22 protein-coding genes and 1 pseudogene are annotated in these 21,862 nt (G+C 57.4%); 10 read left to right on the top strand and 13 right to left on the bottom strand.

Translation table 11 applies throughout. The features are described from left to right. From ACR0MS_RS02385 to ACR0MS_RS02395, 3 genes and pseudogenes are all read right to left on the bottom strand, one after another. Window positions 1-123 (bottom strand): annotated as a pseudogene (locus ACR0MS_RS02385) ((2Fe-2S)-binding protein); the annotation flags it as partial. Window positions 124-233: 110 nt separating this feature from the next. Next, a complete protein-coding gene (locus tag ACR0MS_RS02390) occupies window positions 234-1,235 on the bottom strand; it encodes a molybdopterin-binding protein (protein WP_480569745.1) in 1,002 nt (333 codons plus the stop codon). Beyond that, a complete protein-coding gene (locus ACR0MS_RS02395) occupies window positions 1,232-2,200 on the bottom strand; it encodes an XdhC family protein (RefSeq protein WP_480569742.1) in 969 nt (322 codons plus the stop codon). Before ACR0MS_RS02395 ends, ACR0MS_RS02390 begins: the two co-directional genes overlap by 4 nt. A 247-nt stretch (window positions 2,201-2,447) precedes the next feature. On the opposite strand from ACR0MS_RS02395, the gene ACR0MS_RS02400 reads away from it, so the two are divergent. Further along, a complete protein-coding gene (locus ACR0MS_RS02400) occupies window positions 2,448-2,948 on the top strand; it encodes a hypothetical protein (RefSeq protein WP_480569739.1) in 501 nt (166 codons plus the stop codon). Between the two features lie 3 nt (window positions 2,949-2,951). Here ACR0MS_RS02400 and ACR0MS_RS02405 read toward each other — a convergent pair whose 3' ends face one another. Beyond that, window positions 2,952-4,208: a vWA domain-containing protein gene (locus tag ACR0MS_RS02405; RefSeq protein ID WP_480569736.1), complete on the bottom strand. Its 1,257-nt coding sequence runs from the start codon at window positions 4,206-4,208 to the stop codon at window positions 2,952-2,954. Window positions 4,209-4,266: 58 nt separating this feature from the next. Beyond that, entirely contained in the window at window positions 4,267-5,175 is a 909-nt protein-coding gene (locus ACR0MS_RS02410) for an AAA family ATPase (protein WP_480569733.1), read from the bottom strand. Between the two features lie 152 nt (window positions 5,176-5,327). Here ACR0MS_RS02410 and pyrC point away from each other — a divergent pair, with 152 nt between their 5' ends. After that, window positions 5,328-6,365: a dihydroorotase gene (pyrC, locus tag ACR0MS_RS02415; protein ID WP_480569731.1), complete on the top strand. Its 1,038-nt coding sequence runs from the start codon at window positions 5,328-5,330 to the stop codon at window positions 6,363-6,365. Here the strand turns inward: pyrC and ACR0MS_RS02420 are convergent. Both ACR0MS_RS02420 and ACR0MS_RS02425 read right to left on the bottom strand, forming a co-directional pair. Then, the gene (locus tag ACR0MS_RS02420) at window positions 6,362-7,657 is read right to left on the bottom strand and encodes an MmgE/PrpD family protein (RefSeq protein ID WP_480569728.1); all 1,296 of its coding nucleotides are present in this window, start codon (window positions 7,655-7,657) and stop codon (window positions 6,362-6,364) included. The genes pyrC and ACR0MS_RS02420 overlap by 4 nt on opposite strands. 38 nt (window positions 7,658-7,695) lie before the next feature. Continuing rightward, a complete protein-coding gene (locus ACR0MS_RS02425; RefSeq protein WP_480569725.1) occupies window positions 7,696-8,142 on the bottom strand; it encodes a type II toxin-antitoxin system RatA family toxin in 447 nt (148 codons plus the stop codon). A 73-nt stretch (window positions 8,143-8,215) separates the two neighbouring features. Between ACR0MS_RS02425 and hpt the strand changes: the two genes are divergently transcribed. Beyond that, window positions 8,216-8,758: a hypoxanthine phosphoribosyltransferase gene (gene hpt, locus ACR0MS_RS02430; RefSeq protein WP_480569722.1), complete on the top strand. Its 543-nt coding sequence runs from the start codon at window positions 8,216-8,218 to the stop codon at window positions 8,756-8,758. 107 nt (window positions 8,759-8,865) lie between these two features. After that, a complete protein-coding gene (locus ACR0MS_RS02435) occupies window positions 8,866-9,222 on the top strand; it encodes a hypothetical protein (protein ID WP_480569719.1) in 357 nt (118 codons plus the stop codon). 11 nt (window positions 9,223-9,233) lie between these two features. On the opposite strand, the gene ACR0MS_RS02440 is transcribed toward ACR0MS_RS02435, so the two are convergent. Then, window positions 9,234-10,385, bottom strand: a complete 1,152-nt coding sequence (locus ACR0MS_RS02440; RefSeq protein ID WP_480569717.1) for an amidohydrolase — start codon at window positions 10,383-10,385, stop codon at window positions 9,234-9,236. After that, window positions 10,382-11,332 carry a lipoyl synthase gene (gene lipA, locus ACR0MS_RS02445; protein WP_480569714.1) on the bottom strand — a complete coding sequence of 317 codons (951 nt, stop codon included), beginning with the start codon at window positions 11,330-11,332 and terminating at the stop codon, window positions 10,382-10,384. Before lipA ends, ACR0MS_RS02440 begins: the two co-directional genes overlap by 4 nt. Window positions 11,333-11,593: 261 nt before the next feature. Here lipA and ACR0MS_RS02450 point away from each other — a divergent pair, with 261 nt between their 5' ends. Further along, complete coding sequence (locus ACR0MS_RS02450) at window positions 11,594-12,142, top strand: redoxin family protein (protein WP_480569711.1); 549 nt, start codon at window positions 11,594-11,596, stop codon at window positions 12,140-12,142. Between the two features lie 46 nt (window positions 12,143-12,188). Here the strand turns inward: ACR0MS_RS02450 and ACR0MS_RS02455 are convergent, their stop codons facing one another. Both ACR0MS_RS02455 and ACR0MS_RS02460 read right to left on the bottom strand, forming a co-directional pair. Then, window positions 12,189-13,112, bottom strand: a complete 924-nt coding sequence (locus tag ACR0MS_RS02455) for a hydrogen peroxide-inducible genes activator (RefSeq protein ID WP_480569708.1) — start codon at window positions 13,110-13,112, stop codon at window positions 12,189-12,191. A gap of 52 nt (window positions 13,113-13,164) precedes the next feature. Next, entirely contained in the window at window positions 13,165-14,265 is a 1,101-nt protein-coding gene (locus tag ACR0MS_RS02460) for a DUF6456 domain-containing protein (protein ID WP_480569705.1), read from the bottom strand. 241 nt (window positions 14,266-14,506) lie between these two features. Here ACR0MS_RS02460 and ACR0MS_RS02465 point away from each other — a divergent pair, with 241 nt between their 5' ends. Then, on the top strand, window positions 14,507-14,806 hold the full coding sequence (locus ACR0MS_RS02465; RefSeq protein ID WP_480569702.1) for a DUF6477 family protein: 300 nt from the start codon (window positions 14,507-14,509) through the stop codon (window positions 14,804-14,806). Between the two features lies 1 nt (window position 14,807). Here ACR0MS_RS02465 and ACR0MS_RS02470 read toward each other — a convergent pair whose 3' ends face one another. After that, complete coding sequence (locus tag ACR0MS_RS02470) at window positions 14,808-16,352, bottom strand: trimethylamine methyltransferase family protein (RefSeq protein WP_480569699.1); 1,545 nt, start codon at window positions 16,350-16,352, stop codon at window positions 14,808-14,810. A gap of 124 nt (window positions 16,353-16,476) precedes the next feature. After that, complete coding sequence (locus ACR0MS_RS02475; RefSeq protein WP_480569696.1) at window positions 16,477-16,926, bottom strand: GNAT family N-acetyltransferase; 450 nt, start codon at window positions 16,924-16,926, stop codon at window positions 16,477-16,479. Window positions 16,927-17,017: 91 nt separating this feature from the next. Here ACR0MS_RS02475 and guaA point away from each other — a divergent pair, with 91 nt between their 5' ends. The 4 genes from guaA (at window position 17,018) to ACR0MS_RS02495 (ending at window position 21,829) form a co-directional block, all read left to right on the top strand. Next, window positions 17,018-18,577 carry a glutamine-hydrolyzing GMP synthase gene (guaA, locus tag ACR0MS_RS02480; RefSeq protein WP_480569693.1) on the top strand — a complete coding sequence of 520 codons (1,560 nt, stop codon included), beginning with the start codon at window positions 17,018-17,020 and terminating at the stop codon, window positions 18,575-18,577. Between the two features lie 96 nt (window positions 18,578-18,673). Beyond that, the gene (locus ACR0MS_RS02485) at window positions 18,674-19,579 is read left to right on the top strand and encodes a DMT family transporter (RefSeq protein ID WP_480569690.1); all 906 of its coding nucleotides are present in this window, start codon (window positions 18,674-18,676) and stop codon (window positions 19,577-19,579) included. 124 nt (window positions 19,580-19,703) lie between these two features. Further along, entirely contained in the window at window positions 19,704-20,834 is a 1,131-nt protein-coding gene (locus ACR0MS_RS02490) for an OmpP1/FadL family transporter (protein ID WP_480569687.1), read from the top strand. A 98-nt stretch (window positions 20,835-20,932) separates the two neighbouring features. After that, complete coding sequence (locus tag ACR0MS_RS02495) at window positions 20,933-21,829, top strand: DMT family transporter (RefSeq protein WP_480569684.1); 897 nt, start codon at window positions 20,933-20,935, stop codon at window positions 21,827-21,829. The last annotated feature ends 33 nt before the right edge of the window (window positions 21,830-21,862 follow it).

Here is a 21,862-nt window from a genome sequence, read left to right on the forward strand (position 1 = left end):
GTCACACCCAACATGCGTCCCCGTCAAAGACAAATGCTCCCGCAAAAATCCAGACAATAACGTCCGACCCTCAACCTCACCGCTCACAGATAAACCGTTCACAGTCATCGAGACCTGTGCCATGAAATCCTCCCATTTCGTGTTTTCTATTGGGTCGAGTTAAACACGGGGATTTTCATTTGAGAACAAAAAACTGCGATCGTTCGGATGTCTGGCGAATTGCCTGGAATCAATTATGATTTTCGCGAGGATCTTGGTTGTGGCCGCGTCGGAATTTCCTTGAGCAAACCGCCGACGCCCATCCCGGCAATATCGACACCCGTTGTCTCGACCCCGCATGCCACGCGGGACAGAACCCAATCAGCCCCGTTCAAAGCCGGAGAACGCGCGCATCCCGGTAATCCAATCACGGGCCGGGATTGCAGCGACCCCAAAAACAGCAGATTGCCGGGATCAACAGGCATGCCAAACCGATCAACCTGCCCCCCGGCTGCGCGGACCGCTTGGGGCGCCACATCATAAGCGTCAGAGGTGGCAGAGCCGGTCAGGATCATAACCAGATCGCCGGACATTGCCGCAATTGCATCGGCCAAGGGCTCGGACCTGTGCGGGACAATGCGCACATCCGTCATCTCCATTCCCAGGGCTTCGACCCGGTTTCGGATCGCTGCGATGCCCTTTTCATTGGACGGTCCGCCAGGGATATCGGTCACCACAAGCCCAGCAGTTTTCAGCGACGGCTGAACCAATCGAATGGATGCTTTGGCAAGACGGGCGGCGTGCAGCACATCAGCCCCCGGCACGGCATAGGAAATGATCTTGATGGTCGCCACCATTCCGCCTTCGCTCATCTGCTGGTACTGCGGAACGGTCGCCACCGTGATCATCGGATTGACCCGATTAAAATCCTCAAGCGCATCGACATCCAAAACGACGACCCCCGGCCCATCCGCAAGCAGGTTCACCCGACCCGTGAAAGGCGGCGTCACGCGCAGCCCGGCGACCTCCGGGTCTGGCGCAAGCGAATCCGCCAGCATCCGCGCAGCTTCATCTTCGTGGCAGTCGCCGGGTTCAAGCCGCGCAACGGTTACCGTGCTGTGGCCCGCAGCAGACAACTGATCAAGATGTTCAGGTGCAAGAACAATGCCCTTTCGCAATTTGCTCTCACCGACCTTGACCGAATGGGCCAGAATCGCACCGTTTGCATCGGCTACGGGAATGGGTCCGAACTTCACGCTTTGCCTCTTAGAACTGCGGTCATCTGAGCCAGAATTGCCACCGCGATCTCGGACGGGTCTGCAGCGCCGATGTCCAGACCGATCGGGCCGTGGATTCGGGCGATCTGATCTTCGGTAAACCCTGCCTCGGTCAATCGGGCAACGCGTTTCGCATGTGTCCGCGTGGACCCCAAAGCACCGATGTAGAACACCCCGGCCCGAAGCGCAGATTCAAGAGCTGGATCGTCCAGCTTGGGGTCATGGGTCAGCAAAACGACGGCGGTGCGCACATCCAACCCGAGCTTGGCAACGGCTTCATCCGGCCAGTCGGTTAGAATGGTCTCTCCGGGAAACCGCGCGTCCGAGGCAAATGCATCCCGCGGGTCGATGATCGCGGGGTCGTACCCGGCAATCCGCGCCATCGGGACCAATGCTTGCGCGATATGAACAGCGCCAACGATGATTAACCGTAGCGGAGGGTTATGGACCGCCACAAATGTCTTTCCATCCTCCTCGAAACCCGACCGGTCCATGCGCACACGCTGCGGATAGGCATTTCGCTTCAATGCCCTGTGGCCGGTTTCGACATTGACCTCGTATACGACAGGCTCGCGCCCTGCCCGTGCGTCGACCAGTTCCCGCAGCATGGGTTCGGGCAGAACGCTTCCGATAGGTTCAACCAGAACCCGGATCGTCCCACCGCAGGCAAGACCGACGGCAAAAGCGTCCTCGTCACTCACCCCGAATTCCAGAAGTCGCGCTTCTTTCTCGTCGATCGCTTCCAGCGCTTCGACGATGACGGCACCTTCGACACAACCGCCTGAGACGGACCCTTCGATCCGGCCATCTCCGCCAATAACCAGTTGCGCACCGACACGACGCGGGGCACTGCCCCAGGTTTCGACGACAGTGGCAAGAGCGGCAGACTTACCCTCGTCATACCAACGCAATGCCGTTTCCGGGCTGTTGTCGAATCTGTCCATGGCACCCTCCCGGCGTCGTCTGATCCAACATAGGGAGGTTTGCCGCAATGAAAAGTAAGCCAAAAGGCCAATATGTTCGTGATGATTTCTAACCTTGCGCTTCACGGAGCGTATTCGGCGCAAAAAGGCTCAGTTAGACGCTAATTTCGCGAACCGTTGATTGTCCTGTGCTCTGGTCGTAGCTTGAGCCCACCGCTGGCGGATTCCAGCGTGCACCGGATCTCATTTTTACAACGGAGACAGAGAGTTGAGACGCATTATTACACTGGGAATAGCCATTGGCCTGTTCACTTCGACCGTCGCATCTGCAGACACATTCCTGCGCTATGGTGAGGTTGAGGGCTGGAAAGTGTTCATCGACCAAGACAAGAAATCCTGTCTGATCGAAGCGGTGGATGACTCGGAAAATGTGGTTCAAATGGGCCTGACCGAAGATCGTGGTGTTGGATATGTTGGCGTGTTCACCAAGGCCAAGACCGATATCAAACGCGGTGACACCGAGGCCGTGGCCATTCTGTTGGGAGAAAACCTGTATATTGGCGAAGCGACCGGCATGAAGGGTAACATCACCAAAGGGTACTCGGGCGGCTATGTCCTGTCGGACGATCCGCAGTTTGCCGAGGACATCGCCAAGCAGAAGGTCATGGTCGTATTCCCCGAAAAGGAATTCGCCTTCACCGTCGACCTGACGGGCACTTACAAGGCCATGGAAATGGCCCGCACGTGCACCGAAGAACAGCTAAGCTGACCTTCATTCCGAAAGCGCGGACATGAGCCGCGCTTTCTCACCCACATCGTCGGTTTTCGAGATTACTGCGGCAAGGTCCTCAAGCGAGGCTATGGAATGCCCTGCGCGAAAGCTGTCCACATGCGGCAGCATTGCTGCAACACCTTGCGCCTTAGGCGCAAACCCGTCCCAGCGCAGCAATGGGTTCAACCAGATCAGGCGACGTGCCGACAGGTGCAACCGCTCCATTTCCTTTGCCAGCGCTTCGGGTCCACCACGGTCCAGCCCGTCGGAAATCAACAACACGACTGCACCCTGCCCCATGACACGCCGAGACCAGTCGCGATTGAAGGCGTGCAGGCAGTCGCCGATGCGCGTCCCCCCTTCCCAATCCTGCGCTTCGGCCCCTGCAGCGGCAAGAGCGGCATCCACATCGCGTTGCTGTAAATGCCGGGTAATGTTGGTCAGACGGGTGCCAAAGGTGAACGCGTGCACCCTGGCCCAGCCCGCCCCTTTTGCATTCGAGACCGTATGAAGGAAGTGCAGGATGATCCGGCTATACTGGCTCATTGATCCTGATATATCGCAAAGAACGACCAGATTGGGCCAGCGTGGTTTTGGCTTGAGGTGCGCGATATCCCGAAGCTCTCCGCCTTGTCGCATTGCCGCGCGTAAGGTTCTCGCCCGGTCAATGCGGTTTCCCAAATGGCTGGCTTGTCCTCGTCGCGACTCGATGGGTTTAACAGGCAGGGTCAATCGCGCCAACATACGTTTGGCCAGTGCGATCTCGGATGTGCTCATCTGTTCGAAATCAAGGCTGCGCAGCCGTTCTTCGGATGAGGCTGTTTGCGAGGCGTCGATTTCAAGTTCGGTTTCTTCTTCGGACTCGGTCTTTTCCGGTAGGTCGCGCTCGACACCATCCAAAAGGGCCTCGGCTGCACGTTTTTCACCGGCATCGGCCTGTCGTTCTTCTTGAACGCCACGCACAGCGGGCAACATCATGGCCATCATGTGCTCCATGTAACGCGGATCGCGCCAGTACATGCGAAAGACTTGCGCAAAGACGGTGCGGTGCTCGGGTCGGTTCACGAAACAGGCGTGTAAAGTCCAATAGAAGTCCTGTTTCTCGGAAAATCCCGCCGCCTGAACCGCGCGGATAGCGTCCACCACGCGGCCCGTTCCGATGGGCAGCCCGGCCTTGCGAAGAGCCCGAGCAAAATGCGTGATGTTCTGCGCCAGCTTTGGGTTTTCGGGGATATCCAGCGGGAGTTGTTCGGCCATCAAACGTCATGGGGGCTCTGCCCCCATACCCCCGAAGTATTTTTGAACAGAAGAAGCATCAGGCCGGTTCAAGAGTGGCTTTGGCTTCGTCCAGAATGCGTTTTGCCTCGGACCCTTGCAGTTTCTGGATGTCGTCCTGGTATTTCAGGATTGCGCCCAGCGTGTCCCCGATCACCTCAGGGCTGAGGTTGATGACGTCCAGCGCCAGCAGGCATTTGGCCCAGTCGATCGTTTCGGCCACGCCGGGTTTTTTGAATAAGTCCTCTGTGCGCAGGTGCTGGACAAAGGCCACCACCTCGCGGCTGAGGGCTTCGGCGGCTTCCGGGGCGCGGGCGTGGAGGATTTCGATCTCACGCTCGAAATCGGGGTAGTCGACCCAATGATACAGGCAGCGGCGTTTCAGGGCGTCGTGCACCTCGCGCGTGCGGTTGGAGGTGACGATGACGATAGGTGGCTCGGGCGCTTTGACGGTGCCCAGTTCGGGGATCGTGACTTGAAAGTCGCTGAGGGCTTCGAGCAGGAAGGCCTCAAACGGTTCATCCGTGCGGTCAAGTTCGTCGATTAGCAGGACCGGTGCGCCGTTTGCGTCGGGACGCATGACTTGCAGCAAGGGGCGTTCGATCAGGTAGTCGTCCGAGAAGAGTTCGGTCTGAAGTGCATTCCGGTCGGCACCGCCCGACGCCTCGGCGGTGCGGATCGCCACCATCTGCGCCGGGAAGTTCCATTCGTAAACGGCGGAGGACGCATCCAGCCCTTCGTAGCATTGCAGTCGGATCAGGCGGCGGTTCAGCCCGGCGGCCAGCGCCTTGGCGATCTCGGTCTTGCCGACCCCGGCCTCGCCTTCCAGAAACAGTGGGCGGCCGAGTTTCAGCGACAGGAAGACGACCGTGGCCAAAGCACGTCCGCAGACGTAACCCTGTTCTCCCAGCATGGTTTGAACGGCGTCGATGGAATTTGGCTGCGTCATGGCATTCTCCCCTTCGGCACAACAGGTCACGACGGCGCTTGCGCGTCAAGGCCGAGGCTTCGCAATGCATTACGACGTTCGGGCATGTTGACAGGGGCTGGCGGCGCATTCGGGGCCTTTCGCGGCTGCGCGCGCTGTGCTAGCGGGGGGCCATGACCGATACCCTGACGATCCGCCGCCCCGACGACTGGCACCTGCATCTGCGCGATGGCGCAATGTTGCAGGCCGTCCTGCCCGAAACCGCGCGCCATTTTGCCCGCGCGATCATCATGCCGAACCTCGTGCCGCCCGTGGTGCGCGGTGATCAGGCCGCCGCCTATCGCGACCGTATTCTGGCCGCTCTGCCCGATGGGATGAGTTTCGAGCCGCTGATGACCCTCTATCTGACCGAGGACACGGATGCCGAGGACGTTGCCGCAGCCCATGCAAGCGGGCTGATCAAGGCGTGCAAGCTGTATCCAGCAGGGGCCACGACCAATTCGGCCTCGGGCGTTCGGGATTTCGACAAAGTGCGCCCGGTTTTGGAGAAGATGGCCGAAATCGGCCTGCCCATGTGTGTGCATGGCGAGGTCACGGATGCGGAGATCGACATCTTTGACCGTGAGGCCGTGTTCATCGACCGTGTTCTGGACCCGATCCGCAAGTCAACGCCCGGCCTGCGCGTGGTGATGGAGCATATCACCACCGCAAACGGTGTGGACTATGTCAAAGCCAATGACAGTGATCTGGGCGCGACGATCACGGCGCATCACCTGATCATCAACCGCAACCACATTCTGGTCGGCGGGATAAAGCCGCATTACTACTGTCTGCCTGTCGCCAAGCGCGAGGAACACCGGCTGGCGCTGCTGGCGGCTGCGACCTCGGGCGATGCGCGGTTCTTCCTTGGTACTGACAGTGCGCCGCATACGGATGCAAACAAGGAAATGGCCTGCGGCTGCGCCGGGTGTTTCACGGCGACGAACACCATGTCGCTGGTAGCCGAGATGTTCGACCGCGAGGGCGCGCTGGACAAGCTGGAAAGGTTCACCTCGCTCAATGGCCCAGGTTTTTATGGCCTGCCGGTGAATGAGGACACGATTACGCTGACCAAGGGCGAACCGGTCGTGTATCCCGAAAAGATCGACTCCGGTGACGGGCCTGTCACAGTGTTCGACCCCGGATTTCCGCTGCACTGGCGCGTGGTCTAACCCACCAGCAGCTCTGCCAGATCGCGGGCGCGGCCTCCGGTGCGTAGCATCGACCAGATCGCGTCTGCCTTATCACTGCCGATCAGCTTGGCGGCCTTGCCGCGCACTCGGTCTTCGCGCTCGGACAAGGGCATCGGGGTCAGCAGATCATAACTCGCCTCTTTGCGCGCACCGTCGCGGCGCAGCAGGGTCAGGTGGGCTTGGGTCTCGGACAGCGTCTCATCTGCCTCGACCGTCACGCGATCGCGCAGCGAGATCAGGCGCGGATCGGCGCATGTTTTTTCGGAATAGCTGGCAGGCAGCGCAGTGTCATAGCCCAACGCCTGCATCGCAATCACTGTCCTATAGGAAAACTTGGCACCCAGCCCTGTCGTCGGCGACATCTGATTGCACACACTCATCCAGCGGGGATGAGTCTTGATCTTGATCTCGGCCACTTCCGGTTCCGCTATGTCCAGTTCCAGGGCGGCCTCAAGCGCCGCATGCAGGCCGTGACAACAGGCATGGAATTTGTGGCTGACCGCCTCGAAAAGCCAATCCTCCCCTAACCCGTTCAAGGCAGTTTTGGTCTCGGACTGACCTTTATGCGTTGCGCCAAAGCCAAACGGCCCCTCCAGCGCATCGGAGCTGGGTTCAAACCCCTTGGCGACCAACAGCGCAGCTTCAACGCCTGCCGACGCAGCAAGGCCGGCATTATAGGGTTTTCCCATCGTTCCGAACTGGGCTTTCAATCCTGCCGCCCGGGTGGATGTCAGGCCCAGAACCTTACGCATCTGTTCGACGTTGAAGCCAAGCACGCGACCCGCCGCAACTGCCGCCCCGAACGCGCCAGATGTTGCGGTTTGGTGGAACCCGGCCTGATAATGGTCCCGTCCCAGCCAGAGCCCCATCCGAATGGACAGTTCCATCCCGACCAAAGCGGCTTCGAGAAAGTCTACAAGTATCCGGTCATCCCATTCACATAATGCCAATGCCGAAGGTAGCACCGCGACCGACGGGTGCCCGATGTGGGCGAAATGCGTGTCGTCGTAATCCAGAGCATGGGAAACGGTCCCATTGACCAGTGCCGCCCCGCGCAGGGGTGCTTGACCGCCACCAAAAAGATGCGCCTGTCCTGTGCCGCCCTCGTCCAGAACCAGATCGCGCACTGTCATGGACACGGGTTCGCGGGCACCCGCACGACCAACGGCCATCCAATCAAGCACAGAAAGGGACGTTACGATACGCGTCTGGGACGATGTCGAAATAGGGCCGGATGCAAATTCGGCCAAGGCTGAGGTGAAATCGGTCATGCAGCGCACTTTAGCGTGCGTCCATTCCGGGTAAAGGGTTAGGCGTATAAATCCGCGGCCCGAGCCTCGAACGCCTGAACAATCCGGTGCATGGCTTCGTTGAAAACGACCCCGATGATACCCTGCAGGATCGCGTTCTTGAATTCGAAATCGACATGAAACGAGACATTGCAACCGCCCTCGGGCGCGTCTTCGAAATGCCAGTCGGACTTCATGTATTTGAATGGTCCGTCCAGGTATTCGGTGTCGATTCTCCGCTGTTCAGCGTGCAATGTCACACGGCTGCCGAACCGTTCGCGGAACACTTTGAACGAGATCACCAGATCCGCCTCCAGCACCTGCGCCTCGCCCGCGGCATATGTGCGGCGGATACGGGCGGCGGCGCACCACGGCAGGAATTGAGGATACTTGGCCACATCCGCGACAAGGTCATACATCTGCTGCGCCGTATATGGCAGGTGACGTGTCTCGGAATGTGTCGGCATGGCGTTCCGGTATTTGCAGGTGACAATGGCGCGTCATGTCGTATGTTGCGCGCCAAAGATCAAGGGGGCAGTGATGACCGACCGCGCATATGTGATAGATGAGATGATCTCGGCCAAGGCAATCGCCGCCCGGATCGAAGAACTTTGCCGCGAAATCACGCAGGAATTCGGGAATACCGACAAGCTGATCGTTGTCGGCCTGCTGCGCGGCAGTTTCGTTTTTATCGCTGATCTTGTGCGCGAGCTTGATCTGCCGATCGAGGTGGATTTCCTCGAGGCGTCATCTTACGGCGATTCGATGGAAAGCAGTCGTGAAGTGCGTATTCTCAAAGACTTGCGCGGCGCAATTGAAGGGCGCGACGTGCTGGTTGTTGAAGACATCGTCGATACGGGCCACACGTTGAACCATGTGACCAAGCTGTTGAACAGTCGGAAACCCAGCCGCCTCAAGTCCATTGCCCTTCTGGACAAACCCAGTCGGCGCGAGGTTGACTTTCGCTCGGATTGGATCGGGTTCGAAATACCGGATGAATTTGTTGTCGGCTACGGCATCGACTATGCCCAACGCAATCGCAACCTGCCCTTCATCGGCAAGGTGCGCTTTGTTGAGGAATAGATAACTCGCCGCGTATCGGCACAGCCCCCTAAATTCAAACTTTCGAATACAAATAGACAAAAGCTGTAAAATGCCCTTACTCTTTCCATCAACGAGGGAGGGAATTGATGAAGCGATTTGTTGCAACTGTAGGTGTGGTCATGGCGATCGTTACGCTTGCCGGTGCGTCGTCCGCAAAGGACAACAAGGGCAAAGGGCAAGGAGCTAACAAAAGTAAAGCCGAGAAAGTTATTAACTCAAACGGCAAGGCTGTTCCGCCCGGACAAATCAAAAGATACACACGCGGCCAGAAATTGCCGGATGACCTGAATTTTGACTATATCGACGACCTGGATAACTGGAAGCTGAAGCCGCTGGGCCCCGGTCAGCGCTATATTCGTGTCGATGACGAAATTCTCTCAATTTCGGATGACACGAAAACTGTAATAGAAGCCGTTGGAATTGTCGGTGATTTAGTCAACTGAACTGACTGGCGCTAGAGTTCACCCTCAAGAACGGCGTCAATGGCGCGTAGGAACACACCTGTGCCGATCGGTATCAGATCATCGGGAAAATCGTAGTCCGGGTTGTGCAATTGCGGGTGCGTTCGACCTGCGCCCAACCAGAACATCGCCGTCTTTGCACCTTTAGAAAACTGGCCGAAGTCCTCGGAGAATTTCTGCGGGCTTTGGACAAGTTTGCAAGGCACGCCATGCTTACCGCATGCAGTCTGTAGAAATTCGACCGCTTCAGGATGGTTAGCGCAGGCTTCAAACACATCGTCGTACGTGATCTCACACGACAACCCATCTGACGCCGCGGTCCTCTGCACCAACGCCTCGGCATCCGCGATCATCCGCTGCATTCTGGCATCCGTCACTGTGCGCAAAGTCACCCACACCTCAGCTTGACCCGGCGCAACGCCGAACGTCCGCTCACCCAAGCTGGCATGAGTGACCGTCGCCAACGCAAACTGCCCATCCAGATCGTCACCGTTGCTTAGGTTGGCAAGTATCGGGATCAGAGCAGACAACGCAAAAGCCGGGGATACCCCATCCTGAGGCGCGGCAGCATGCGAGGTTTTTCCGGTCAGAGTCACCTTCATTCCACGAGACGCACAATTTGCAGGCCCCTCACTCAGTTCGACTGCACCAAGATCCAATCCCGGTAGGTTGTGAAGCGAAAACACATAATCCGGGGCGATTTCTGAAAATTCTGGTGACCCTCGGAACGCAGCGGCCCCCTTACCGGTTTCTTCCGCAGGCTGAAAAATCAAAACGACGCGCCCTTTGGAGGGCCTACTACTCTTCAGCGCTTCGGCGACACCCAGCACCATGACCATATGGCCATCATGCCCACATAGATGGCCATGACCTGGGGTCTTCGACGCGTATTCCACGTCGTTTATTTCTTGAATTGGCAATCCGTCCAACTCGCAGCGGATGGCGACCGTCGGGCCGGGCTTGCTGCCTTCAAAGACCGCAGCAACCCCGTAGCCGCCCAGCCCTTGCAGGATACGGTCCGCGCCGAGGTCAGACAACAAACCGACCACGCGCGCCGAAGTTTCTCGTTCCTGCCCGGATAGTTCGGGGTAACGGTGAAAGTCGCGACGCAGGTGCGTGAGCCGTTCGCGTGCGTCCGGGGTCACCCTTGCTCCAGCATTTTTTGACGCGCATCTCGCAGGCGCGCAAAGTCGTCTCCGGCATGGTAGGATGAACGGGTCAGCGGCGTTGCCGACACCATCAGGAACCCTTTGCCATAAGCCGCCTTCTCATAGGATGCGAACTCTTCTGGTGTTACGAACCTGTCGACGCCGTGATGTTTCGGCGTGGGTTGCAGATATTGGCCGATGGTCAAAAAGTCGATATCCGCCGCGCGCATATCGTCCATAACCTGCCGAACCTCTTGTTCCTTTTCACCCAGCCCAACCATGATGCCGGACTTGGTAAAGATAGACGGATCGAGTTCCTTCACACGCTGCAACAAGCGCAAAGAGTGGAAATAGCGCGCGCCGGGCCGAACCTCGGGATAGAGCCCCGGTACGGTTTCAAGGTTGTGGTTGAACACGTCCGGCTTGGCCTCGACCACGACTTCCAAGACATCGGGCGCGCATTTCAGAAAGTCGGGCGTCAGAATCTCGATGGTCGTTTTGGGGGACCGGTGGCGAATGGCGCGAATGGTCTGCGCAAAGTGATCGGCGCCGCCATCCGCAAGATCATCCCGGTCGACCGAGGTGATAACGACGTGGTTCAGCCCAAGCTTCTCGACCGCATGGGCAACACGTCCGGGTTCGAAAACGTCCAGATCGTCAGGGCGCCCGGTCGCGATATTGCAGAAAGTGCAGCCCCGCGTGCAGATCTCACCCATGATCATCATGGTGGCGTGACCTTGGCTCCAGCATTCGCCTACATTCGGACAACCGGCTTCTTCGCAGACGGTGACAAGATTATTGTCCCGCATGATCCGGCGCGTATCCGCGTAGCCCTTGCCGCCCGGTGCTTTCACGCGAATCCAACTGGGCTTCTTGGGTTGCGTGTTATCCGGGCGATGTGCCTTTTCAGGGTGACGTTGTTCGGGGATCTTCAGATCACGCACGGCTGGCTTTCCTGACTTTGGGTCAATTTGCTGTGCTCTAACATAGTACGTCCACCTGTACCATGCCACCGGCACATACCTGCCATGCAGCACCCTATCTGCACTGCAGAAAATGCGGATCTCTTGCCTGATTTAGCGTGAATTATAGGCGTTCTTTCAATGACCTCGGGTAATTCGCTGTTGCAGCAATTCTGACATTGAAGCCAATTTAGAACTATTTTAAAGACGTGCCAAATCATCATGAATCACAGGAGCTTGTTGATGAAAACCGGCACGAAACTACCTGCTGTCACATTCCACACCCGCGTACGCGATGAAGCCGTTGAAGGACCAAATCCGTTCCGTTGGGAAGACAAAACCACAGCGGATTACTTCGCGGGCAAGCGGGTCATCCTGTTTTCTCTGCCGGGTGCGTTTACCCCGACATGCTCAACCTATCAGCTTCCGGGGTTCGAGAACGGTTTTGCCGATTTCGTGGGAAAAGGAATCGACGACATCTATTGCATGTCTGTGAATGACAGCTTTGTCATGAACAAGTGGGCGCAGGACCAAGGCCTGAAGAACGTCAAGGTCATCCCGGACGGCTCGGGCGAATTCACCCGGAAAATGGGCATGTTGGTCGACAAAGACAACCTTGGTTTCGGAATGCGGTCATGGCGCTACGCAGCCATTGTCAATGATGGCGTGGTCGAAGCATGGTTTGAAGAGCCTGGCCTGATGGACAACTGCCCCGAAGATCCTTACGGCGTGTCGTCGCCCGACAACCTGATGAAGCATCTGGATGAGGCCAAAGAGCCCGCCCTCGCTTAATCGCCCCAGATTATTAGGTGTTAAGGCCCGCCCTTGGCGGGTCTTTTTATTTTCTCGTCCCGGCCACGATATCTTCGCCAACCTGACGTATGACATCTGCCAGACTGTCGAACCAATCTTCCGCACTGGTGGACATACGACGCACTAAACCGATTGTTCGGAATGGCTGGGGCGCACCGAAACGCTGCAACTTCAGGCCGGGAACAGCCTCGGTCTCGGCGCGGGCGGCAAGTTCGGGCATCAGCGTCAGACCAAACCCCTCGGCAACCAGCCGGGACAAGGTAGCAAGCGAAGACGCGCCCATGTTGATCAGCCCGCTGCTTCGATCCTGTCCGCACACTTCCAATGCCTGATCCGTAAGGCAGTGACCGTCATCCAACAGCATGAGTTGCGTCGCCTGAAGGTCCAATGGACGCAGCGCCTCGGGGTCGCGTGGCATGGACTGCAACCGACCGGCGCTGCCAGCCAACAGGAAGCGGTCTTCGAACAAGGGCAGCTCAAACAACTCGGGTCCCCCGGCCGGCAAAGCCAGCAAACCGGCGTCTACTTCACCCGTTCGAAGCATCGAGAGTAATCTCTCAGTCCGCGCCTCCCGTATCTGAACTTTCAAAGAAACATCCGCCGAGCGTAGCCCTGCAAGAACCCCCGGCAGCAAATAAGGGGCGATCGTTGGGATAATCCCGATCGACAATGACCTATGGCCACCAGATTGATCTTTAGCAAACTGATCCAGCCGATCCGCAGCCCCCAGAACCTGTCTTGCATAATCCAATACATCCCGCCCCAACGGGGTTAAAAGGATGTCACGAGCCTGTCTTTCAAACAGCGTTCCACCAAGCGTTTCCTCCAACGCCTTGATCTGAACCGACAGAGCGGGTTGCGAGACATGGCATACCTGCGCCGCCCTGCCAAAATTCCGCTGTTCGGCCACGGCGTTGAAGTATTGCAGTTGTCTAAGGGTGAAATTCATAACTTTCGACTATCACACCGGGCCAAACTCGCAAGCCAGAATTATCGCACGTTCACCCAATAAGCCGGTTTTGTTCGGCCCTCTCCTCGTAGTGACGCTTGAGCCGTTGCAATGCAATCCGCAGCACGATTTTTCCCGACCGAGCAGACCACCCCATGCGCTTTTCGGCCAATTCCAAACCTTCAAGATAACAACAGCAACGCAATGCCACGTCGCTTAGTCCGGGACCAAGATCAGATAGTGCACGCTCAACCCGGTCACGGGCATCTGACGATCCGCGATCATGACTCCCATAGGTTCCAAAACTGCCGCGCCCGCCTGCGGTTAGAAAGTGATCCCAGTTCTGTGCAACCTTTGGTCCAATTTGTGCCAACTCAAAATCTTCGCGCAGGCGCTCCCCGGCACTGACCAGCGTTTCGTCTAGGAACGGCTTTCCATCCCGATCCCGTCGGCGCGCAAGACCGATCAAAGGGCTTTCCGCCGCACTGTACCGGAGTCTCCGGGGGCGCTCTGTTGCCCCTGCCTGAGTCTTCCTTGCCATGGGCTGGAACGAGGCTTGCGCCTCGGACATTCCGAACTCATTACGTGCCCGCGCCCGATTTTCCGCCTCTGCCATCAACTGGCTCAGTGCCGTTCGTCCGGCCGAGGAAATACGATACCGGGAAATACGGCCCGGATTGTCGCAAGAAATCCAGTCTTTCAAAGCAAGCGCCTGAGCAACCTTACACTCAACCACAGCCGTTCGTGTACTGCCTTGATCGCCCGTATCACGAACGACTACGGCTTTGTCCATATCTTCGGCCACAGCCAGGACAGACCCGGTCTCGCAAAGCCTTCGCAGAACTCTCAGCGCCTCGCGCTCAAACTCTTCCTCGGCAGCGGCGATTTCATCATCCTGAAGCCCTGACAATGCCATGTCCCTGACTGCGTTGTCCGAGAAATGCTCTTCGGCCAACGACTGCAAGGCAGCATCCACCAATGGATCGTCCCGGCGCGACTCGATGCGCCTGATCTGTCTGAGTATCGTCGACGCATGGCACCCTGCGGATCGCGCAATATCGCGGATCGACTGTCCGGTTTCGGTATGTGCAAGATACCGCAGCGCCCCTTCTGGAACCCAAGCCGGAATGGTGAAAGCCATGTTATTTTCCATAGTTACTTGCCCTCGTCGACAATTCAAATCGGTTCTCTATCGCCCCCGGTAAATTTGTTAACCAATTCTAACTAGAGTCGCTTTCGTTACTCGTTCGTTAACCAGCGAGGACAAGAACCAGATTTGTTTTAAATTCATAAACACTCATGAAGTCAGAGTTCGGCAAGATCGCAGTTAAGGCAACACCCGCTTAGGTTGTGTGACACTCAGGGCAACTGCTACACTGCAATGGAACTTTGAAATGCAAGACCTGATGACCATGATCTCGACCCTACGCCGCCCGCTCCTGTTGGCCCGCGCTGCAAAACACGGCGCACAGGATTACGATCGGGATCGTCATCTACAGCGATTTCTAGGATATGGCTCACTGCCCGGAACTGGGGCGGCCCTCGTTCGCTTGATCGAATTGGAGAAAGAGGTCAACGCGCAAAGAATGGCAGAGGATGCCGCCTATTCCTTGGTTCGGCATCTGGATATTCTGATCGCGCTACTAGGAGAGGCGCAACTGTTCAAAGCCAGCCGCGCCCCTCAATATCAATGACTTAGCTAAAGGCGTCCGGCATGGATGCCTTTTTCTTTTCGATGTACTCGTTCAGAGCAGCATGAACGCCCGGGTCGAGTTGCGGTTGTTGGTAATTAGCCAGCAGATGCTCGACCCGCGACGTCGCCAGTTGACGCGTGTCGCGACCACCCTCGTCTTCCCAGGTTTCGAACGGCTTATAATCCAGCAGGTCGGACTTCCAAAACGCCTCTTTGAAGTTGGCCTGTGTATGCGCGCAGCCCAGATAGTGCCCACCCGGACCAACCTCGCGGATCGCATCCATCGCCTGTGCGTTGTCGTCATAGGCAACTCCTTTGGCCAGACCGTGGAGAACGCCCAACTGGTCGGCATCCATGACGAACTTTTCAAAGTCGGCAACCAAACCGCCTTCCAGCCAGCCACAGGAATGCAGCATGAAGTTCACACCGGCCATCAGACCCATGTTCAACGAGTTTGCGGTCTCATACGCGGCCTGCGCGTCAGGCAGTTTCGAGCCGCAGAACGACCCGGCCGAACGGAACGGCAAACCCAGACGACGCGCCAACTGGCCCGCGCCGTAGGTGACCATTGACGCCTCGGGTGTCCCAAAGGTCGGCGCGCCCGAGTTCATGTCGATGGACGAAACGAATGCACCAAAGATCGCAGGCGCACCCGGACGGATGATCTGGCTATAAGCAACACCAGCCATCACTTCGGCCAGAACCTGCGTCAGCGTGCCCGCAACCGAGACCGGAGCCATCGCGCCACCCACGATGAAGGGCGAGATGATGCAGGCCTGGTTATTCGCCGCGTAGACTTCCAACGAGCCCATCATCACGTCGTCGAAGGTCATCGGCGAGTTGATGTTGGTCAGCGAGGTCATGACCGTGTTTTCCTGAACGAACTCTTTGCCGAACAGGATCTCGCACATCTCGATCGAATCCTGCGCGCGGCTGGGATCGGTAACCGAGCCCATGAACGGCTTGTCCGACAGGGTCATATGCGCCATCAGCATGTCCAGGTGACGCTTGTTCACCGGAATGTCCGTGGGTTCGCAGACCGTCCCGCCCGAGTGGTGCAGCCACTTGGACATATAGGCCAGTTTCACGAACTTGTTGAAATCGTCCATGGTCGCATAGCGACGGCCACCCTGCGCATCACGCACGAAAGGCGGGCCATAGACCGGAGCCAGAACCAGGTTGCGGCCACCGATGACCACCGATTTCTCGGGGTTGCGGGCGTGCTGAGTGAATTCGCTGGGGGCAGTCTTGATCAACTCGCGCGCCAGACCACGAGGGATGCGGACACGTTCGCCATCCACATCGGCACCGGCTTCTTTCCAACGCTCCAAAGCAGCGGGGTTGTCGACAAAGTTGACACCGACCTCGGCCAGAATGGTTTCGGCGTTGGTTTCGATGATCTGCAACGCTTCTTCATTCAGAACTTCGAAGTTCGGAATGTTGCGTTCGATGTACTTTGCAGTTTCGATACGTACCGCGGTGCGCTCGGCGCGGCGGGCGGCGCCACCGCCACCTCTCGCCCTGCGCCGGGTGTTTGCCTCAGCCATGTGAAGATCCCGTGTGTTGGTTGGTTTGATAATTCTGTTACAGGAGCCGACAGGGGCAAAGCATATAGATTACGGCGCTATAGGTGAAAAAGCGACATTTCCGTTGGGCGTATCAGTTGGCTGATCAGGGTGAATTTGATATGGATTTCCCCATCATCACTCTGTTTTCGTTTTGTTTTTCCACATCCCAGCCCAGATGTTGGTACATGGACACCGTTGCATGCATCAAACGGTGAGTCCTTAGCCTGAGGCGCGGTATTTCCCTGACACGCGCAACGCTTTCGGCCTTCTCCAGCAATCGTCCAGCGATCCCTCGGCCTTGAGCGCTAGGTGCTACAGCAAGATTGAATATCATCAGTACATCGTCCACTTGCCCAAAGACGATATATCCCACGATTTCAACATTCATTTCGGCCACAACCGCGTCATGGGACCGGATGTCATCGGCCACACCCCCTGTTACATCCGGCAGATCCGGAATATCGCGCAACGCGGGCGCATATGCGGCGGCGAGACAATTCGTGACTTTGTCGACATCAGCGAGAGTGGCTTTTCGCAGTGTGATCTCTGACATGTAAGATCCTTTTCGCGGTATCCTGAGGCACAATTGCACAAATGATGTCATTGCGCTTGCACATGCAAGGCTTGCGACCTAATAGCCAACCATGACCCAGGACACCCATGACCGCCTTCTGATCATCGACTTCGGCAGCCAGGTAACGCAGCTTATCGCGCGACGCCTGCGTGAGCTGAACGTCTATTGCGAAATCCACCCCTATCAGAAAGTCACGATGGACTTTGTGCGCAAGATGGCGCCAAAAGCCGTGATTTTCTCGGGTGGGCCGGACAGCGTGACCCGCGAGGGATCACCCCGCGCGCCGCAAGAGATTTTCGACTATGGCGTCCCGATCCTTGGCATTTGTTATGGCCAGCAGGTGATGATGCACCAACTGGGCGGCAAGGTCGAAAGCGGCCATGGTACGGCCGAGTTCGGACGTGCTTTCGTCACGCCCGAGAGTCGCCTCGATATCCTTGACGGCTGGTTCGCCGAAGGGGACGAGCAAGTCTGGATGAGCCACGGCGACCATGTCAGCGAAATCGCACCGGGATTCGAGGTGTTCGGCACCTCACCCAACGCGCCGTTTGCGATTACCGCCGATGCCAGCCGTCACTTCTATGCCGTTCAGTTCCACCCCGAGGTGCACCACACCCCGAAAGGCGCGAAACTGTACGAGAATTTCGTCAAACTGGCCGGGTTCAAAGGCGATTGGACCATGGGCGCCTATCGTGACGAGATGATCCGCAAAATCCGCGAGCAAGTGGGCGACAAAAAGGTCATCTGCGGTCTGTCCGGCGGCGTTGACAGCTCGGTTGCGGCGATCCTGATCCATGAGGCGATTGGCGATCAGCTGACTTGTGTGTTCGTCGACCACGGTCTGCTGCGCAAGAACGAGGCGCAGGAAGTCGTCGGCATGTTCCGCGACAATTACAACATCCAACTGATCCACGCGGATGAGAGTGAGTTGTTCTTGGGTGAACTCGAAGGCCAGTCCGACCCTGAAACCAAGCGCAAGATCATCGGCAAGCTGTTCATCGACGTGTTCCAGAAACACGCCGACACCATCGACGGGGCCGAGTTCCTGGCGCAGGGCACTTTGTACCCCGATGTCATTGAATCGGTGTCTTTTTCCGGCGGCCCATCGGTCACGATCAAGTCGCACCATAATGTCGGTGGCCTGCCCGAGAAAATGGGCCTGAAACTGGTCGAACCCCTGCGTGAGCTGTTCAAGGACGAGGTCCGCGCTTTGGGCCGCGAACTGGGCCTGCCCGCCAGCTTCATCGGTCGTCACCCCTTCCCCGGCCCCGGTCTGGCGATCCGCTGCCCCGGCGAAATCACCCGCGAAAAACTGGAGATTCTGCGCGAAGCGGATGCCGTCTATATCGACCAGATTCGCAAGCACGGCCTCTATGATGAGATCTGGCAAGCATTTGTGGCCATCCTGCCCGTGCGCACCGTTGGCGTGATGGGTGACGGGCGTACGTATGATTATGCCTGTGCGTTGCGGGCCGTGACGTCGGTGGACGGCATGACCGCCGACTACTATCCGTTCAGTCACGAGTTTCTAGGTGAAACCGCGACGCGGATTATCAATGAGGTCAAGGGGATCAACCGGTGCACATATGACATCACCTCAAAACCCCCCGGAACGATCGAGTGGGAATGAAACACAAAGCCGGGCTCTGTCCCGGCTTTTTTGTTTAACTCCGCCCAGAAACCCATAGGTTTCATGTCAGAAACCACGATTCCTTCAGGCTGGTGAATGGACAGTAGTAAACCTCAGATCGGTAAGGCGGCACTCTGGATGACGGGGGCTATTGCCTCGTTCTCGTCAATGGCTATTGCCGGCCGTGAGCTGAGCGTGACCCATGACACTTTCGAAATCATGTTTTACCGAAGCCTGGTCGGAATCGTTGTCGTTTCCCTGATTCTCACCTTGTCAGGCAAGTGGCACCACGTCACAACCCAGCGCTTCGGCCTACACTGTGTGCGAAACGTCATGCATTTCGCGGGGCAAAACCTGTGGTTCTATGCCGTCACAGTTATCCCTTTGGCGCAGGTTTTCGCGCTTGAGTTCACACAACCGATTTGGGTCATTCTGCTTTCTCCACTGCTTCTAGGCGAAAGGCTGACAACCGTAAGGATTATGTCTGCCCTTATCGGGTTTGCTGGGATCCTGATCGTCACCCGCCCCGGAGCTGTCCCGCTGAGCCCCGGTCTGATTACCGCGGCTCTTTCCGCGGTGTTCTTTGCCCTGACCACAATATCGACGAAGAAGCTGACCCAATTTGCCAGTATTGGATGCATCATGTTCTGGCTGACCGTCATTCAGGCCGTACTGGGGTTCGCAGCATCGGCGATAGACGGGCAGATCGCATTGCCGTCGGCGCAGACGGCTCCGTTTCTGCTTTTGATCGGACTGGCAGGGTTGCTTGCCCACTATTGTATCACCAACGCTTTGGCGATCGCTCCGGCGACTGTCGTGGTGCCTTTTGACTTTGCGCGGCTGCCTACAATCGCAATCGTCGGCATGATTCTCTATCAAGAGCCGCTGGACCAATGGACCCTATTGGGCGCTGTGGTGATCTTCTCTGGTATCTTTTTGAATGTTCACGCCGAGAACCGTAACAGATTGGCAACAGTTCCGGGCCACCCTCCAATCAAGTAACGCTCCGTCACCTGTTGACGATAAGGTGAACCATCAGAGAATAACGAGCATCATGTAGGTGGTCAGCCGTATCCACTCAAGCACTAGCGCTGACCGATCAGGAGACCTTTGAGGGAGGAACTAGATGAAAAAAGCGCTTCTACAGGCGTGCGCTGTGTGCGTTGGTGCTACTGGAGCTTATGCAGGCGGTTTGGACCGCAGTGGTCAGGGCGTCAATATTCTATTCGAAGAAGGCAATGTCGTTCAGTTGCGGCTTGGCTACGCTGACCCGGACGTGAGCGGTACGCAAAACGGCGTCCCGTCGGGCAACGTGACCAACAGCTTCTTTTCGCCCGGCCTCGCGTATAAGCATTCATTCAATGACCGTCTGGATTTTGCGGTTATTTATGATGAGCCGTTTGGTGCGGATGTCAGCTATCCTAGCGCCTATCCGTTGTCGCAAAACCCGCTTGCTATTGTTGGCGGACGCAACAACGACGTCTTGCGCGCCGAGGCTGACGTGGACGCGATTACTGCAGTGATGCGCTATAAGTTCGATGGAGGCTTCAGCGCCATTGGTGGTATCCGTGGCCAGCGCGCAGATGCAAGCGTAGCGGTCCCTGCCGCGGCTGGTTATTCGTTCGATCCCGGCGCCGAAGTCGACTTTGGCTATCTTGTCGGTGTTGCGTGGGAACGCCCTGAAATCGCCGCGCGTGTTTCGCTGGTCTACAACTCGAAGATCACGCATAACTTCAGCGGCAACGAGACTTTCAACCTGGCACCTCCGCCGGTTCCAGTGCCTTTGGTTTCGGTTCCGTCCGAAACCGAAGTGGAAACGCCGCAGTCGATCAACCTGGATTTCCAGACGGGTGTCGCACCTAAAACTCTGGTCTTCGGTTCGATCCGTTGGGTTGACTGGCCACAAACTGTTCTGGCTCCGCCGAACTACGTCGCGATCACCGGTGTGAACCTGGTGGATTACGAAGACGACACCTTCACCTACACGCTGGGTGTGGGCTACCAGTTCTCCGAAGCGTTCTCGGGTGCCGTTTCCGTTGGTTACGAAACTTCGACGGGCGCCGAGGTTTCGAACCTGGGTCCGACAGACGGGTTCTGGAGCCTCGGTCTGGGTGGCACCTATTCATTCGAGCAGGCGCAGATTTCGGGCGGTATCCGCTACACCGACATTGGTGACGCGACGACCACTACAAACGGTCAGTTCTCGGGCAACTCGGCCTGGAGTGTTGGTCTGCAGCTGACTTACGCTCTGAACTAATCAAGCGTCAGACGATCCAAACAGGGGCCTCGCCATTCGGCGGGGCCTTTTCGCATGTTTAGGGTCGCGTTTTTTCCGGCTGAATGCAAAACAGCGGTATGGCGCCTCAAAAACACATATCTGCACAGGCTTGGGCCGAGCTCTTGTTGCTTGGGCTGATCTGGGGTGCTTCCTTTGTGTCCATCCGGATTGCGCTGGATACCATTCCCGTCATGACTTCGGTCCTCCATCGCGTTTTTTGGGCGATGGTGGCCCTTTGGATCGTCGTGTGGATCAAAGGCATAAAGGTCCCAACCGACCCACGTGTCTGGGGGGCGTTTCTGGTCATGGGGCTTCTGAACAACGCGATACCGTTTTCCTTGATGGCGTGGGGGCAGTTGCACATCGAAACGGGCCTAACCTCGATCCTGAATGCGGCCACCGCGATCTTTGGCGTATTGATCGCGGCCATGTTCTTCAAAGATGAAAAATTGACCCGGGCGCGTGCCCTGGGCGTTGGGTTGGGCTTTACCGGCGTGGCGATTGCCATCGGGCTCAGCAATTTCACCAGTTTCAATCTGCAAAGTACCGCTCAATTGGCCATCATCGCTGGCGCAGTCTCGTATGCTTTGGCGGGTGCATGGGCCCGGGCGAAGCTCTCCGCCCTCCCACCAATTGTTGCGGCTGCGGGCATGCTTACAAGCTCAACCCTCGTTATCCTGCCGATCACTCTTGCAACTGAAGGTGTTCCGTCGCTTGCTTTACCGACCTCAACCTGGCTGGCCATCGCATATTACGCGCTGATCGCCACGGCAGGAGCGTATCTGTTGTACTATCGCGTTCTGGCCATGGCCGGCGCTGGTAACTTGATGCTGGTAACCCTCATAATCCCGCCCGTGGCGATTGTTTTAGGCGCGGTCCTGCGGGACGAAGCCTTGCAGCCCCAAGCCTATGCGGGGTTCGCCGTGCTCGCGTTGGGGCTGCTGATGCTGAACCGCGCATCCACACCTGATTGACGCCGCCCCCTGCCCCATTTAGCAAGGTCGCAA

This window comes from Ruegeria sp. CJ2, from assembly GCF_056536745.1.